The organism is Brevundimonas sp. M20 (genome assembly GCF_006547065.1).
In the GTDB taxonomy this organism is placed as follows: Bacteria; Pseudomonadota; Alphaproteobacteria; order Caulobacterales; family Caulobacteraceae; genus Brevundimonas.
In genome coordinates, this window is sequence record NZ_CP041243.1 from 1,566,264 (window position 1) to 1,580,303 (window position 14,040).

Genomic DNA, 14,040 nt, shown 5'->3' on the forward strand with positions numbered 1-14,040 from the left:
ACAATGCGCCAGCCGGCGATCTTCTTCGGGCACGGCTCTCCGATGAATGCTCTGGGCGGTCCCTATGCGGACGCCTGGCGTGCTCTGGGCGAGGCTGTGGGCAAGCCGAAGGGCGTGGTCATGATCTCGGCTCACTGGGAAACCGGCGGGCTGGGCGTGACGGCGCAGGCCAAACCGGAAACCATCCATGATTTCGGCGGCTTCCCTGCTGAACTGCATGCGATGCAGTATCCGGCGCCGGGATCGCCGGACCTCGCCGCGCGGGTGTCGGAGCTGACCGGGGCCGTCCAGACCGATCAATGGGGGCTGGATCACGGTACATGGTCCGTTCTGGCCCACGTGTGGCCCGAGGCCGATGTACCGGTCGTGCAGCTTTCGCTGAACCGTCGGCTGACCCCGCGGGAACACTATGATCTCGCCAAGCGGCTGGCGCCGTTGCGGGACGAGGGTGTCATCATCGCCGGGTCCGGTGATTTCGTGCACAACCTGCGGACTTGGAAGCGTGCTGGCGGCGAGCCCTACGGGTGGGCCGGTCACTTCAATGAGGCGGTGAAGGCCGCCTTCATGCGCGGAGATGACGACGCCCTGATCGACTGGGTCAATCTGGCCGAGGACGCCCAGCTGAGCGTGCCGACGGATGAGCATTATCTCCCGCTGCTCTACATCGCCGCCCAGCGCGCGCCGGGCGACGATGTGAGCTTCTTCAACGACGTCATCGAGGGTGGATCAATCTCGATGACAGGGGTTCGTATCGGCTGATCAGCCGCCCTTCTTCTGCATGGCGGCGTCGACCGACCACGGGCCGGCGCCCGCCGCGGCGAAGAACAGCCAGACGAAGCAATACAGGGCGATGGTCTCGCCACCGTTCAGGATCGGGAACGCGCCGCTCTTGGCGTGGACAAGCCAATAGCCGACGGCGCAGAAACCGGACGCCAGGAAGGCGACCGGACGGGTGAACAGGCCCAGCACCAGCAGGGCGCCGAAGACCAGTTCCAATGGGCCCGAGAGGCCGGCGAGGCTGAGGCCCGGCGCGGGTACGTCCGGCACGGCCGGGAAGCCCAGCACCTTGGCGGTGCCGTGGCAGAGGAACATCAGCCCCGCCGCGATACGCAGAACGCTGAGCAACTGCGGTTGGTACGCAGACAGTTTGTTGAACATGAAACCCTCCCTCTCTTGTCAGAGGTGGGCACTGTGGGCCGGAGTCGGCCCGTCGCACAATGTTCTGCGTGGCCGGGGTCAGGCGGCCTTGTCGAGTTCGGCCATCTGCTGGATGGCGACATAGTCAGTCTTGCCTGTTCCCAGCACCGGCACGTCATCGACGCGCAGGATCTTCTTCGGCACGGCCAACTCAGGCGCGCCGTGCTCGCGCGCCCATTCGGTCATGCTGGCGACATCGGCGTCCTTGCGGTCGGTGACCAACACCAGCTTCTCGCCCTTGCGGCTATCGGGGATCGAGACGACAGCGTGACGGGCGTCGGGCCAGACCGCGCTGGCCAGCCCCTCGACGGCGGTCAGGGAGACCATCTCGCCACCGATCTTGGCGAAGCGCTTCACCCGGCCGAGGATCTCGATGTAGCCTTCGTCATCAATGGCGACGATGTCGCCCGTGTCGTGCCAGCCGTTCTCCAGCGGCTCGATCTTGCGCGGGTCTTCAGGCGACAGATAGCCTTCCATCACATTCGGGCCGCGCAGGTAGAGACGACCGCCTTCGGCGATGCCGGGGACCTCGTCCAGCCGCCATTCCATGCCGGGCAGGATCTGGCCGACCGAGCCGGGACGGTTGCGGTCCGGATGATTCACGGCCACCACCGGCGCCGCTTCGGTTGCGCCATAGCCTTCCAGCAGTTTCAGACCGTGGAAGCGGGTGTTGAACAGGTGGTGGGTTTCATCGCGCACCCGTTCGGCCCCGGCGACGACGAACTGCAGGCTGTCGAAGTCGTCGGGTCCCGCCACGCGGGCGTACTGGTTCAGGAAGGTGTCCGTCGCGAACAGGATCGAGGCCTTCACCTGCGGGATCAATTCGACGATCTGCTTGGCGTGCAGCGGGGAGGGATACTGGAAGGCCTTCATCCCCTGCAGCAGGGGCAACAGGACGCCGCCGGTCAGGCCGAAGCAGTGGAAGGTCGGCAGCGGGTTGAACATCACCCACTCCGGCTTCAGGTTGATGTGCTGGGCCACCTGACGGCAGTTGGCGACCAGATTGGACTGGCTCAGCACCACGCCTTTCGGCGCGCCGAAGCTGCCGGAGGTGAACAGCACCACGCCCGGACCCGACGGATCGGTCTTCACGCGGAAGCGCCTGGGCATCATTCCAGCCGCGAGGCCGTACAGCTTGTCCTGCAGGCCGATGGTGGCGCGCACGTCGTCCAGCCAGACGATCTCGGCGGCAGTCTCGATGTCGGCGATCAGCTCTTCCAGCTTGGCCTGCTGGATGAAGCGGCGGGCCGTCAGGACCTTCTTTACGCCTGCGGCGGCCAGCGCCGCCTTGATGTTCCGCTCACCCGCCGTGAAGTTGATCATCACCGGCACCCGGCCGTGCGCGTGCAGGCCGTAGAAGGTGACCACCACGCCCATGCTCGACGGCAACAGGATGCCGACACGCTCTTCCAGCGCTGTCATCGCCGCGATCTTGCGGCCGAGCACGAAGGCGGCGCGGATCAGGCCGGTGTAGGTGAGGGGCTTGCGGTCCTGGTCCTCCAGGATTTCCTTGTCGCCAAAGGTCTCGCGCGCGGCGATCAGGGCGTCGAAAATGCCTTCTTCGCCGATCGTGGCTTCAAGCGGTACGCGCAAAACTCAGTCCTCCGTCGACGCGTTGTGCCCGCGCCCGTGCTTTTGAACCGGGGAAACTAGTGCGGGGCGCTTCCAATGAAAAGATGCGTTACCTTGCGTGAGGTTCCCTCGCGCCTTGCCTTCGCCGCGCGGAAATACGACATACCGCCTTCAAGCCTCCGGAGCCCGAGCCCGCCTTGGTCACCCTGATCGACACGTTGAAGAAGACGCCGTCCGAACTGCGTCACCCGGAAAAGCAGAACCGTCCGGAAACGGCTGTTCTGAAAAAGCCGGATTGGCTTCGGGTGAAAGCGCCCGGGTCAGGCCAGTACAATGCGACCAAGGACATCGTCCGCTCCAAGGGGCTGGTGACGGTCTGTGAAGAGGCGGCCTGCCCGAACATCGGTGAGTGCTGGAGCCAGAAGCACGCCACGCTCATGATCATGGGCGACACCTGCACGCGGGCCTGCGCCTTCTGCAATGTGAAGACCGGGCTGCCGCAACCGCTGGACCCGGAAGAGCCGGGCAAGGTCGGTCTGGCCGTCTCCCAGATGGGCCTGAACCACGTCGTCATCACCTCGGTGGACCGCGACGACGTGTCTGACGGCGGCGCCGCCCACTTTGCTGAAGTGGTGCGTCAGATTCGTATTCAGGCCCCTGACACCACCATCGAGATTCTGACGCCCGACTTCCTGCGCAAGGACGGGGCGGCGGCGGTGATGATCGACGCCAAGCCTGACGTCTTCAATCACAACCTCGAGACCGTTCCGCGCCTGTATCTGAAGATCAGGCCGGGCGCCCGCTACTTCCACTCGCTGCGTCTGCTGCAGATGGTCAAGGAGCGCGACCCCAACCAGTTCACCAAGTCCGGCATCATGGTCGGCCTGGGCGAGACCAAGGAAGAGGTCATGCAGGTGATGGACGATATGCGGTCCGCCGGAGTCGACTTCATCACCATCGGCCAGTACCTGCAGCCGACCCGCAAGCATGCGGCCATCGAACGGTTTGTCACTCCGGAAGAGTTCAAGGCCTATGAGGCGATCGCACGCGCCAAGGGCTTCCTGATGGTGTCCGCCAGCCCGCTGACCCGCAGCTCCCACCATGCGGGCGACGACTTCGCCCGGCTGAAGGCGGCGCGTCTGGCTCAGACTGGGCGCTGAGCCCCGCTTGGCCGTTCACCGCGTTACGAAAATCCTGCCTTATCAGCCGGATCAGCTCGCCGAGCTGGTGGCGGATGTGAAGGCCTATCCGGCCTTCGTGAAGTGGGTGACCGGCATGCGGGTGTGGAACCCGCGTGAGGAGCGACCCGGCGTGACCGTGGTGGATGCGGAGGCGTCGGTCGGCTTTTCCTTCCTGACCGAGCGTTTCTCGACGTGGGTTCGGCATGACCGCAATGCGCCTATGGTTGAGGTCGGCCTGTTGCGGGGGCCGTTCCGGCACCTGAAGAACCGCTGGCAGTTCTTCCCTGACGAAAAGGGGACGCGGGTCGAGTTCATGATCGACTTCGCCTTTGCCAATCCGCTCCTCAACGGCATGCTGCAGGCGAACTTCGACCGCGCGGTCTCGGCCCTGATGAGCAGCTTTGAGGCCGAGGCGGCGCGCAGGTACGGGCAGCAGGCATGAGCTTTGACTTCGACGCGACGGTAGTGGGGGCCGGCGCGGTCGGTCTGGCGTGCGGCCGCGCGCTGGCGAAGCGGGGGCTGTCGGTGCTGGTGCTTGAGAAGGAACCGCACATCGGTCAGGGCGTCTCTTCGCGCAACAGCGAGGTCATCCACGGCGGGCTCTATTATCCTACGGGCTCGCTGAAGGCGCGGTTCTGTGTCGAGGGGCGGCGGGCGCTCTACGCCTTTCTGGACAGCCACAAGGTCGACTATCGCAAATGCGGCAAGCTGGTCGTGGCGACCGAAGAGGCCGAGGTCGAGCGGATCGAGACCATCTTCCAGCAGGCCACCGCCAATGGCGTCGAGGGACTGGAGCACCTGACCGGCGCGCAGGCGCGGGCCATGGAGCCGGGACTGAACGCCCATGCGGCCATCCTGTCGCCGGAGAGCGGCCTGTTCGCCAGTCATGACTATATGCTGGCCTTGCAAGGCGAGATCGAGGACGAGGGTGGATCGGTGGTGTTGTCCACTCCGTTCGAGCGTGCCGAGCCTCTGCCGGGTGGCGGCTTCCGGATCGTCGCGGGCGGGGAGGGCGGGGCGGCCCTGACCACAGGCCTGCTTGTGACCGCGCCGGGTCTGGGCGCGCAGGCTGTGGCGGCCCGCATCGAAGGCTATCCGGCGGACCGCATCCCCAAGGGGCATTTCGGCAAGGGAGTCTATTTCCGCCTGACCGGCAAGGCGCCGTTTGAACGACTGGTCTATCCGCCGCCCATTCCCGGCGCGCTGGGCACCCACTACCGCAAGGATCTGGGCGGACAGGCGGTGTTTGGACCGGACCTCGTCTATGTCGAGACCGAGGACTATTCGGTCGATCCGTCCAAGGCGTCGGAGTTCGAACACTACATCCGGCGGTTCTGGCCCGGTCTGCCGGAGGGCGGGCTGACCCCCGACTACGCCGGCATCCGGCCCAAACTGCATGGCAAGGGCGAGCCGCAGCCGGACTTCCAGCTGCGCGACCGTGAGGACCATGGCATCGACGGTCTGGTGGCTCTGTTCGGCATCGAGAGCCCGGGCCTGACCAGTTCGCTGGCGATCGGCGAGGCCGTGGCGGACAGGGTGACGCGTGACTGAACTGATGATCCGGGATGCGGTCGCTTCGGATATTCCCGCCCTCCATGCCCTGATCGAGAGCGCCTATCGCGGTGAGGCTTCGCGCGCGGGCTGGACGACCGAGGCGGACCTGCTGGACGGCCAACGCACCGACGCCGAGGAGCTGGCCTCCATTCTCTCCGATCCGGACCAGGGCCTGCTGACGGCATGGGACGGCGATACCCTTGTGGGCTGTATCCTGATTGCGCGACGCGAGGCAGGGGTCGGCTATTTCGGCATGCTTTCGGTCAGGCCGAAGCTTCAGAACGCCGGGCTGGGGCGACGCCTGATCGCGACCGCTGAGCACACCATGGCCGAGAGGTTCGCCGCGCAACGTGTCCGCATCTCGGTCATCCCGCAAAGGGTCGCCCTGATCGCCTGGTACCAGAGGCTGGGCTACACGGCGACCGGTGAGACCTTGCCTTTCCCCTATGGAGACACACGGTTTGGCCTGCCGAAGCGGGATGACCTGAGCTTTATCGTGATGGAACGACACCTCAGCGTCTGACGACGGGATTGACAGCACGAAGGGCGAGCCTGAATTCGCGGATGATGGATATCGTCACGCCCCGACTGAGGCTCCGCCCGGCCCGTTCCGAAGATCTTGCGGCGGTTCACGCGGTGTTGTCGCAGCCGGAGGCGACCCGGTGGTGGTCCACGCCACCCCACGAGTCGCCTGAAACGACCGCCGTCTGGCTGGATAGCATGATCGCGGGAAATGATTCGGGTCTGGACCTGCTGATCGAGCGAGATGGCGTGGTGATCGGCAAGGCAGGGTTCTGGCGCCCGCCGGAAATCGGCTACATTCTGCATCCGGATCACTGGGGACAGGGATTGGCGACCGAAGCGATCACGGCGGTGCTTGATCGCATGTTCGCGTTGACGGAATTCGATGAGGCCGTTGCGGACGTCGACCCGGAGAATGCGCCGTCCCTGCGTTTGCTGGAAAAGCTGGGCTTCCGGCGGACAGGCTTCGAGGCCGCGACGGTGAATGTGGGCGGGGTGTGGAAGGACAGTGTTTATCTGTCGCTTTCGCGAACGGACTGGGCTCGTCGTTCCGAGACTTGAAATCGCCAGCGGGTTCATGCATAAGCCCGCGCTCGCAAGGCGGCTCCCCCTTTTTTCAGGGACATGGGGCCGCCGCTATTGTTTTCGCGCCCTCATCGGCGCCCGACCAGAAGATTGAGACGGACATGGCCGTTCCGAAGCGCAAAGTATCGCCCTCGCGTCGCAACATGCGCCGCGCCCACGACGCCCTGGGGACCAACTCCTACGTCGAGGACAAGGACACCGGCGAGCTGAAGCGCCCGCACCACATTGACCTGAAGACCGGCACCTACCGCGGCCGTCAGGTTCTGACGCCGAAGGAAGACTAGTCTTCTGAGGTCGCCGGCTTCGGTCGGATGAAAGATTTTAACGGCGCGCGAGGTCATCGCGCGCCGTTTTCGTGCGTTTATGGCTCCAGGAAACCCCCTGGAGGCCTTTATGATCCGCCGACTTCTGCTGACCGCCGCTGCTCTGGCTGTCGCCGCCTGCAATGCCCCGCAGGAGCCCGCCGCCGCGCCTGAACCCGCTCCGGCTCCCGCGTCGCAGACGCCGACCCCGCCCGTCGGCGCTGATGTGCTCACCGCGAATGGCTTCGGTCCGCTGCGGATCGGCATGACCCGCGCCGAGGTCGAAGCGGCTCTTGGGCCGGACGCCAACCCGAATGCCGTTGGTGGCGCAGATCCGGACGCTTGCGACATCTTCCATCCCGCCCGGGCGCCGGAAGGGCTGCAGGTCATGCTGGAGCGCGGCGTGCTGACGAGCATCTGGCTGGTTCGCGGTTCGCCCGTGAAAACGCAGGAAGGTTACGGCATCGGTGACGACGCGGAGCGGTTGAAGGCGAACTACGGCAGCGCCGCCGCCTTCAGTCCTCACAAATACGTCGAAGCGCCGGCCGGCTATCTGACGACCTGGCCCGGAAATGGCCGCCTGCTGAACACCTATGTCGAGGACCCGGCAGCGCGCGGTATGGTGTTCGAGATCGGCAAGGACGGCAAGGTCGCCTCGATCGCCGCCGGTGGTCCGTCCATCCAGTACGTTGAGGGCTGTGCCTGACCGGGAGCGGGGCAGGGCTCTTTCCTTGCCCCGTCGCCCTCGGGCGGGCTAAACGCGGAGAGAGACAGACCTCCTGCAAGCAGAGCCCGCCATGACCGACATCGCTGAAATCGTCGCCCGCCAGATCCTCGACAGCCGGGGCAATCCGACGGTGGAAGTGGATGTGGTGCTGGAGGATGGCAGCTTCGGCCGTGCCGCGGTGCCGTCCGGCGCATCGACCGGCGCCCACGAGGCCGTGGAACTGCGTGACGGCGACAAGGACCTCTGGGGCGGCAAGGGTGTCCAGAAGGCCGTAGACGCCGTGAACGGCGAAATCTTCGACGCCCTGTCGGGCATGGATGCGGAAGACCAGCGCCGCATTGACGAGACCCTGATCGGTCTGGACGGCACGCAGAACAAGGCGCGCCTCGGCGCCAACGCCATTCTGGGCGTTTCGCTGGCCTGCGCCAAGGCCAGCGCCATCTCGTCGAACCTGCCGCTGTACCGTTATCTGGGCGGCGTCTCGGCCCGCGTTTTGCCGACTCCGATGATGAACATCATCAACGGCGGCGCGCACGCTGATAACCCGATCGACATCCAGGAGTTCATGATCCTGCCGACCGGCGCTGAGGACTTCTCGGAAGCCCTGCGCATGGGCGCCGAAATCTTCCACGCGCTGAAGAAGGCCCTCAAGGACGCGGGTCACAACACCAACGTCGGCGACGAGGGCGGTTTCGCCCCGAATCTGCTGTCGGCCGAAGCCGCGCTGGAGTTCATCACCAAGGCCGGTCAATCGGCGGGCTATCTGGCCGGCGAGGACTTCCATCTCGGCCTCGACGTCGCGGCGACCGAGTTCTTCAAGGACGGCAAGTATGTCATGGCGGGCGAGGGGAAGACCTTCGATGCCGACGGCATGGTTGGTTACCTGGCTGACCTGTGCGAGCGCTTCCCCATCGTTTCGATCGAGGATGGTTGCGCCGAGGATGATTTCGACGGCTGGAAGATTTTGACCGATCGTCTGGGCGACCGCGTGCAGATCGTCGGCGACGACCTGTTCGTGACCAATCCGGCCCGTCTGGCCGCCGGTATCGGCGAGGGTCTCGCCAACTCGATCCTGATCAAGGTCAATCAGATCGGCACGCTTTCGGAGACACTGGATGCGGTCGATATGGCTCATCGCGCCGGCTACACCGCCGTCATGAGCCACCGCTCGGGCGAGACGGAGGATTCGACTATCGCCGACCTGGCGGTCGCCACCAACTGCGGTCAGATCAAGACCGGCTCGCTGGCGCGCTCGGACCGGACGGCCAAGTACAACCAGCTTCTGCGAATCGAGGAGATGCTGGGCGATCAGGCCGACTATTTCGGTGGCGGCATGTTGCTGAAATAGAGGTCGCGGATGGCGTGGCGACGGCCGTAGATTCTACGGCCAAGCTACGGTTCGTTAGGGCTTTTCGGTCATAACTCGTTGACTGCGAGTTTGCGCTCAGAAGGAGCGGTCGAATGCCTGAACGGATGAAGCCCTACGTCCCCTCATGTGTCCTGCTTTTGCTGATCGCCTATCTGGGCGTTCAGGCCCTTACGGGCGAGCGGGGTTTGCTGAGTGGCGGCGAGCGCGATGATCTGCTGGTGCGCCGTGAGGCCCAACTGGCCGATATTCTTGAGCAAAAGCAGGATCTGGAAGTGCGCGTTCGCTATCTGCGGAACGGCAGTCTTTCGCGTGACCTGCTCGAAGAGCGCGCCCGGGCGGTTCTGGGCTTTGCGGACCCTCGCGACTACGTGATCCGTGTGACGGCTCCGGCTGCCCGGAACGTCAAGCCGCATAACTCGTGAACTTTGGTTACAGCTTCACAGGGTCGCTTTGCGTTTCTGGATCGAAGGCTGCTAAAGCCCCTTTCCGTAACGACAAGCGTCCCTGCCTAGCGGGGTCCCACCGGGAGATCACGGATGGCGAAAGCCCCCGCCGCGAAGGCTGAATCAAGGAAACTTCCCAACACCCCGACGGCCTCGAAAGAGGACCTCCTGCGGTTCTACCGCGAGATGGTCCTGATCCGCCGTTTCGAGGAGCGTGCGGGGCAACTCTACGGCATGGGTCTGATCGGCGGCTTCTGCCACCTGTACATCGGCCAGGAGGCGGTGGCGGTGGGCGTTCAGGAGAGCGTCAAGCCGGGCCACGACAAGATCATCACCGGATACCGTGACCACGGCCACATGCTGGCCGCCGGCATGGACCCGAAGGAAGTCATGGCCGAACTGACCGGCCGTATCGGCGGCTCGTCCAAGGGCAAGGGCGGCTCGATGCACATGTTCGACGTGCCGACCGGCTTCTATGGCGGCCACGGCATCGTCGGCGCCCAGGTGGCGCTCGGCACGGGCCTGGCCTTTGCCGGCAAGTACCGCGGCGACGACTCTGTGGCCTTTGTCTATTTCGGCGATGGCGCCTCGAACCAGGGTCAGGTGTACGAGAGCTTCAACATGGCCCAGCTGTGGAAGCTGCCGGCCATCTACATCATCGAGAACAACCAGTACGCCATGGGCACGAGCATCGAGCGCTCCTCGTCCACGACCGAGCTGTATAACCGCGGGGCCAGCTTCGGCATCCCGGGTGAGCAGGTTGACGGCATGGATGTGCTCGCGGTCCGCGACGCGGTGGCCCGCGCGGTAAAGCGTGCCCGCGAGGGCGGCGGCCCGTTCATCCTTGAGGTGAAGACCTATCGCTACCGGGGGCACTCGATGTCGGACCCGGCCAAGTACCGCACCAAGGAAGAGGTTGATGAGGTCAAGAAGACCCGCGACCCGATCGATCACGTCAAGATGCTGCTCGAGCAGGCCAAGGCGACCGAAGATGAGCTGAAGGCCATCGACAACGAGATCAAGGCGATCGTCGCCGAAGCTGTTCAATTCGCCCAAGAGAGCCCGGAGCCCGATCCGTCCGAGCTCTACACTGACGTCTACGTGGAGGCCTGATCCGTGACCGACATTCTGATGCCGGCGCTGTCCCCCACGATGGAAGAGGGCACGCTGACCAAATGGCACATCAAGGCCGGAGACGTCGTTTCCGCAGGTCAGGTGATCGCCGAGATCGAAACCGACAAGGCCACGATGGAAGTCGAGGCGGTGGACGAGGGCGAAGTGCTCGAAATCCTCGTCGCCGAAGGCTCCGAGAACGTGAAGGTCAACACCCCGATCGCCCGTCTGGCGGGCGAGGACGCGCCGACGATTTCGAAGACGGATTCGACTGCGAATTCGGCTACGGAAAGTGCGACGACGGATAAACGGGATACGGCCTCCGACGCCTCCGGCGAGCCGGAGAAGAAGGCCGCCCCCGTCACTGCTGTTCCGACGGTCGAGCTGAAGGATCCGGAAATCCCGGCCGACGCCAAGGTGGTCAAGACCACCATCCGCGACGCCCTGCGCGACGCGATGGCCGAGGAAATGCGCCGGGACGACAAGGTCTTCCTGATCGGCGAGGAAGTCGCCCAGTACCAGGGCGCCTACAAGGTCAGCCGCGAGCTGTTGCAGGAGTTCGGTGACCAGCGCGTCGTCGATACCCCGATCACCGAGCACGGCTTCGCCGGCCTCGGCGTCGGCGCCGCCATGGCGGGGCTGAAGCCGATCGTCGAGTTCATGACGTTCAACTTCGCGATGCAGGCGATCGACCACATCATCAACTCGGCCGCCAAGACGCTGTATATGTCGGGCGGTCAGATCAAGGCGCCGATCGTCTTCCGCGGCCCGAACGGCGCCGCGTCGCGCGTGGCGGCCCAGCACAGTCAGGACTATTCGGCCTGGTACGCGCAGGTCCCGGGCCTGAAGGTCATCGCGCCGTACGACGCCGCTGACGCCAAGGGGCTGCTGAAGGCGGCCATCCGCGACCCGAACCCGGTCGTCTTCCTCGAGCACGAGATGATGTACGGCCTTGAGTTCGACGTGCCGGAAGTCGAGGACTATGTCCTGCCCATCGGCAAGGCCAAGGTCCGCCGCGAGGGCACGGACGTCACCATCACGGCGCACAGCCGCATGGTCGGTTTCGCCCTTCAGGCCGCCGAGCAACTGGCGGGCGAAGGTATCTCGGTCGAGGTCGTCGACCTGCGCACCCTGCGTCCGCTGGACCACGAGACCATCGTCAACAGCGTCAAGAAGACCAACCGTCTGGTCTCGGCCGAAGAGGGCTGGGGTCCGATGGGCGTCGGCGCCGAGGTCGTGGCCCGGGTGATCGAGCATGCGTTCGACTACCTCGACGCGCCGCCGCTGCGCGTGCACCAGGAAGACGTGCCGCTGCCCTATGCCGCCAATCTGGAAGCCCTCTCGCTGCCGGGCGTGGACAAGATCATCAAGGCCGTGAAGCAGGTGATGGCATGAGCGAACCCAACGAATTCGCGCTGAGCACCCCGGACAGCGTTGCCGAGGACGCGGAAGCCGTCGAGATCATCCGCATGTGGTGGTCCAAGGGGGAGCCGGTCATGTCGGTGAAGCCCGCCTTCAACGATCCGGCCCAGTTCGGCCAACTGCTGGCCATCGCAGCCCGGCACATGGCCCACGGCTATGCCGTGCGTCACGGCCACAATGAGAAGGAGGCGTACAACCGCATCCTTCAGGGGCTGAGCGACACCATCAAGGCCAACAACGTACAGACCGTCACCGAGTCGGTTGCGCCGTCGCGAGGTGTGCAATGACCGACATCCTGATGCCCGCCCTGTCTCCGACCATGGAGGAGGGCGTTCTCTCCAAGTGGCACGTGAAGGCCGGGGATGTGGTCAAGGCCGGTGATGTCATCGCCGAGATCGAAACCGACAAGGCCACGATGGAAGTCGAGGCCGTGGACGAGGGCGAGATCACCGACATCCTCGTGGCCGAAGGGACCGAGGGCGTGAAGGTCAACACGCCGATCGCCCGCCTGAAGGACGAGGGCGGCGCTGCCGCGCCTGCGCCCAAGGCTGACGCACCGAAGGCTGCTGAGACGCCGAAGGCTGAAGCCGCCAAGGCCGAGGCTCCGAAGGCCGCCGCGGCTCCGGCTCCGGCCGCCAAGGCTGCTGACGGCGGACGTCTGTTCGCCTCGCCGCTGGCTCGCCGTCTGGCGGCCCAGGCGGGTTTGGACCTGTCGTCGGTCAAGGGCACCGGCCCGCATGGCCGTATCGTCAAGCGTGACGTCGAGTCTGCAGGCAAGGGCGGCGCCAAGTCCGCTCCGGCGACGACTGCCGCTTCGGGCATCGCTTCGCGTCCCGTCCAGTCGCTGGCCCAGATGGGCATTCCGGACGGCAGCTATGACCTGATCCCGCTGGACGGCATGAAGAAGGCCATCGCCCGGCGCATGGTCGAATCGATCCAGCAGGTGCCGCACTTCCCGCTGTTCATCGATGTCGAGCTGGACGCCCTGCTGGCGGCCCGCGCGAAGATCAATGCGCTGCTCGAGAAGGACGGCGTGAAGGTCTCGGTCAACGACTTCGTCATCAAGGCCGCCGCCATGGCCCTGAAGGCGGTGCCGGAAGCCAACGCCAGCTACACGCCGGAAGGCATCGCCATGCACCACAACGCCGATGTGGCGATGGCTGTGGCGATCGACGGCGGCCTGATCACCCCGATCATCCGCAAGGCCGAGCTGAAGTCGCTGTCGCAGATCGCCACCGAGTCCAAGGACCTGGCCAAGCGCGCCCGCGACCGCAAGCTGAAGCCGGAAGAGTTCCAGGGCGGCACCTTCTCGGTGTCCAATCTGGGCATGTTCGGCATCAAGCAGTTCTCGTCGATCATCAACGAGCCGCAAGGCGCGATCATGAGCGTCGGCGCGGGCGAGCAACGTCCGGTCGTCAAGAACGGCCAACTGGCCGTCGCTACTGTCATGACGGTGACGATGACCTGCGATCACCGCGTCGTCGACGGCGCGACGGGCGCCCGCTTCCTGCAGGCGTTCAAGCCGTTGATCGAAGATCCCGTAACGATGCTGGCGTAGAGCGAGGGCAGGGCATGACCTCGGTCTATGACTTCACCGCCACCGGGATCGACGGGACCGAGGTTCCGTTGTCCCGGTTCGCGGGGAAGGCCCTGCTGATCGTCAACGTCGCCTCGCGCTGCGGCTACACCCCGCAATACGCCGGGCTCGAGGCCTTGTCCCGCGAACTGGCCGGCCGGCCCTTCGCGGTGCTGGGGTTTCCCTGCAACCAGTTCGGGGCGCAGGAGCCGGGGAGGGCGGATGAAATCGCCAGCTTCTGTTCCACGACCTACGGCGTCGATTTTCCGATGTTCGACAAGATCGAGGTCAACGGTCCTAACCGGCACCCACTCTTCGACTGGTTGACCCGCCAGAAGAAGGGCCTGCTGGGCTCGCGTAATGTGAAGTGGAACTTCACCAAATTCCTGACCGACCGGGAGGGCAGGGTGGTCGCCCGCTACGCGCCCCAGGTCGAACCCCGGGCCATCAAGGCCGACATTGAGAAGTTGATCTGAC

The 14,040-nt window shown here is 65.1% G+C and carries 17 protein-coding genes; 15 read left to right on the top strand and 2 right to left on the bottom strand.

Annotation, left to right across the window (positions count from 1 at the left end; genetic code table 11):
• The first annotated feature begins 3 nt into the window (after positions 1-3).
• The gene (gene ygiD, locus FKQ52_RS07425) at positions 4-759 is read left to right on the top strand and encodes a 4,5-DOPA dioxygenase extradiol (protein WP_141626591.1); all 756 of its coding nucleotides are present in this window, start codon (positions 4-6) and stop codon (positions 757-759) included.
• Here ygiD and FKQ52_RS07430 read toward each other — a convergent pair whose 3' ends face one another.
• Together FKQ52_RS07430 and FKQ52_RS07435 are read right to left on the bottom strand one after the other, a co-directional pair.
• Positions 760-1,158 carry a DoxX family protein gene (locus tag FKQ52_RS07430; RefSeq protein ID WP_141626592.1) on the bottom strand — a complete coding sequence of 133 codons (399 nt, stop codon included), beginning with the start codon at positions 1,156-1,158 and terminating at the stop codon, positions 760-762. It abuts the gene before it with no gap.
• Positions 1,159-1,236: 78 nt separating this feature from the next.
• The gene (locus FKQ52_RS07435; RefSeq protein ID WP_141626593.1) at positions 1,237-2,790 is read right to left on the bottom strand and encodes an AMP-binding protein; all 1,554 of its coding nucleotides are present in this window, start codon (positions 2,788-2,790) and stop codon (positions 1,237-1,239) included.
• Between the two features lie 176 nt (positions 2,791-2,966).
• Here FKQ52_RS07435 and lipA point away from each other — a divergent pair, with 176 nt between their 5' ends.
• From lipA to FKQ52_RS07505, 14 genes are all read left to right on the top strand, one after another.
• Positions 2,967-3,929, top strand: coding sequence for a lipoyl synthase (gene lipA, locus FKQ52_RS07440; RefSeq protein ID WP_141626594.1), 963 nt, complete (start codon positions 2,967-2,969; stop codon positions 3,927-3,929).
• Between the two features lie 7 nt (positions 3,930-3,936).
• Positions 3,937-4,392 (top strand): type II toxin-antitoxin system RatA family toxin, encoded by a 456-nt coding sequence (locus tag FKQ52_RS07445; RefSeq protein WP_141626595.1) that lies wholly within the window; start codon positions 3,937-3,939, stop codon positions 4,390-4,392.
• On the top strand, positions 4,389-5,501 hold the full coding sequence (locus FKQ52_RS07450) for an NAD(P)/FAD-dependent oxidoreductase (protein ID WP_141626596.1): 1,113 nt from the start codon (positions 4,389-4,391) through the stop codon (positions 5,499-5,501). The genes FKQ52_RS07445 and FKQ52_RS07450 overlap by 4 nt, the downstream gene beginning before the upstream one ends.
• Complete coding sequence (locus FKQ52_RS07455) at positions 5,494-6,027, top strand: GNAT family N-acetyltransferase (protein ID WP_240811774.1); 534 nt, start codon at positions 5,494-5,496, stop codon at positions 6,025-6,027. The genes FKQ52_RS07450 and FKQ52_RS07455 overlap by 8 nt, the downstream gene beginning before the upstream one ends.
• 41 nt (positions 6,028-6,068) lie before the next feature.
• The gene (locus FKQ52_RS07460) at positions 6,069-6,587 is read left to right on the top strand and encodes a GNAT family N-acetyltransferase (protein ID WP_141626597.1); all 519 of its coding nucleotides are present in this window, start codon (positions 6,069-6,071) and stop codon (positions 6,585-6,587) included.
• Between the two features lie 125 nt (positions 6,588-6,712).
• Entirely contained in the window at positions 6,713-6,895 is a 183-nt protein-coding gene (gene rpmF / locus FKQ52_RS07465) for a 50S ribosomal protein L32 (RefSeq protein ID WP_141626598.1), read from the top strand.
• A 109-nt stretch (positions 6,896-7,004) separates the two neighbouring features.
• The gene (locus tag FKQ52_RS07470; protein ID WP_141626599.1) at positions 7,005-7,619 is read left to right on the top strand and encodes a hypothetical protein; all 615 of its coding nucleotides are present in this window, start codon (positions 7,005-7,007) and stop codon (positions 7,617-7,619) included.
• A gap of 91 nt (positions 7,620-7,710) precedes the next feature.
• Positions 7,711-8,988 carry a phosphopyruvate hydratase gene (eno, locus tag FKQ52_RS07475; RefSeq protein ID WP_141626600.1) on the top strand — a complete coding sequence of 426 codons (1,278 nt, stop codon included), beginning with the start codon at positions 7,711-7,713 and terminating at the stop codon, positions 8,986-8,988.
• Positions 8,989-9,101: 113 nt separating this feature from the next.
• Positions 9,102-9,431, top strand: a complete 330-nt coding sequence (locus FKQ52_RS07480) for a septum formation initiator family protein (protein ID WP_168196810.1) — start codon at positions 9,102-9,104, stop codon at positions 9,429-9,431.
• Positions 9,432-9,545: 114 nt separating this feature from the next.
• Positions 9,546-10,565 (top strand): pyruvate dehydrogenase (acetyl-transferring) E1 component subunit alpha, encoded by a 1,020-nt coding sequence (gene pdhA, locus FKQ52_RS07485; RefSeq protein ID WP_141626601.1) that lies wholly within the window; start codon positions 9,546-9,548, stop codon positions 10,563-10,565.
• A 3-nt stretch (positions 10,566-10,568) separates the two neighbouring features.
• Positions 10,569-11,960, top strand: coding sequence for a pyruvate dehydrogenase complex E1 component subunit beta (locus FKQ52_RS07490; RefSeq protein WP_141626602.1), 1,392 nt, complete (start codon positions 10,569-10,571; stop codon positions 11,958-11,960).
• Entirely contained in the window at positions 11,957-12,274 is a 318-nt protein-coding gene (locus tag FKQ52_RS07495) for a DUF5076 domain-containing protein (RefSeq protein WP_141626603.1), read from the top strand. Before FKQ52_RS07490 ends, FKQ52_RS07495 begins: the two co-directional genes overlap by 4 nt.
• Positions 12,271-13,545, top strand: coding sequence for a pyruvate dehydrogenase complex dihydrolipoamide acetyltransferase (locus FKQ52_RS07500; protein WP_141626604.1), 1,275 nt, complete (start codon positions 12,271-12,273; stop codon positions 13,543-13,545). The genes FKQ52_RS07495 and FKQ52_RS07500 overlap by 4 nt, the downstream gene beginning before the upstream one ends.
• Positions 13,546-13,559: 14 nt before the next feature.
• Complete coding sequence (locus FKQ52_RS07505; RefSeq protein WP_141626605.1) at positions 13,560-14,039, top strand: glutathione peroxidase; 480 nt, start codon at positions 13,560-13,562, stop codon at positions 14,037-14,039.
• The last annotated feature ends 1 nt before the right edge of the window (position 14,040 follow it).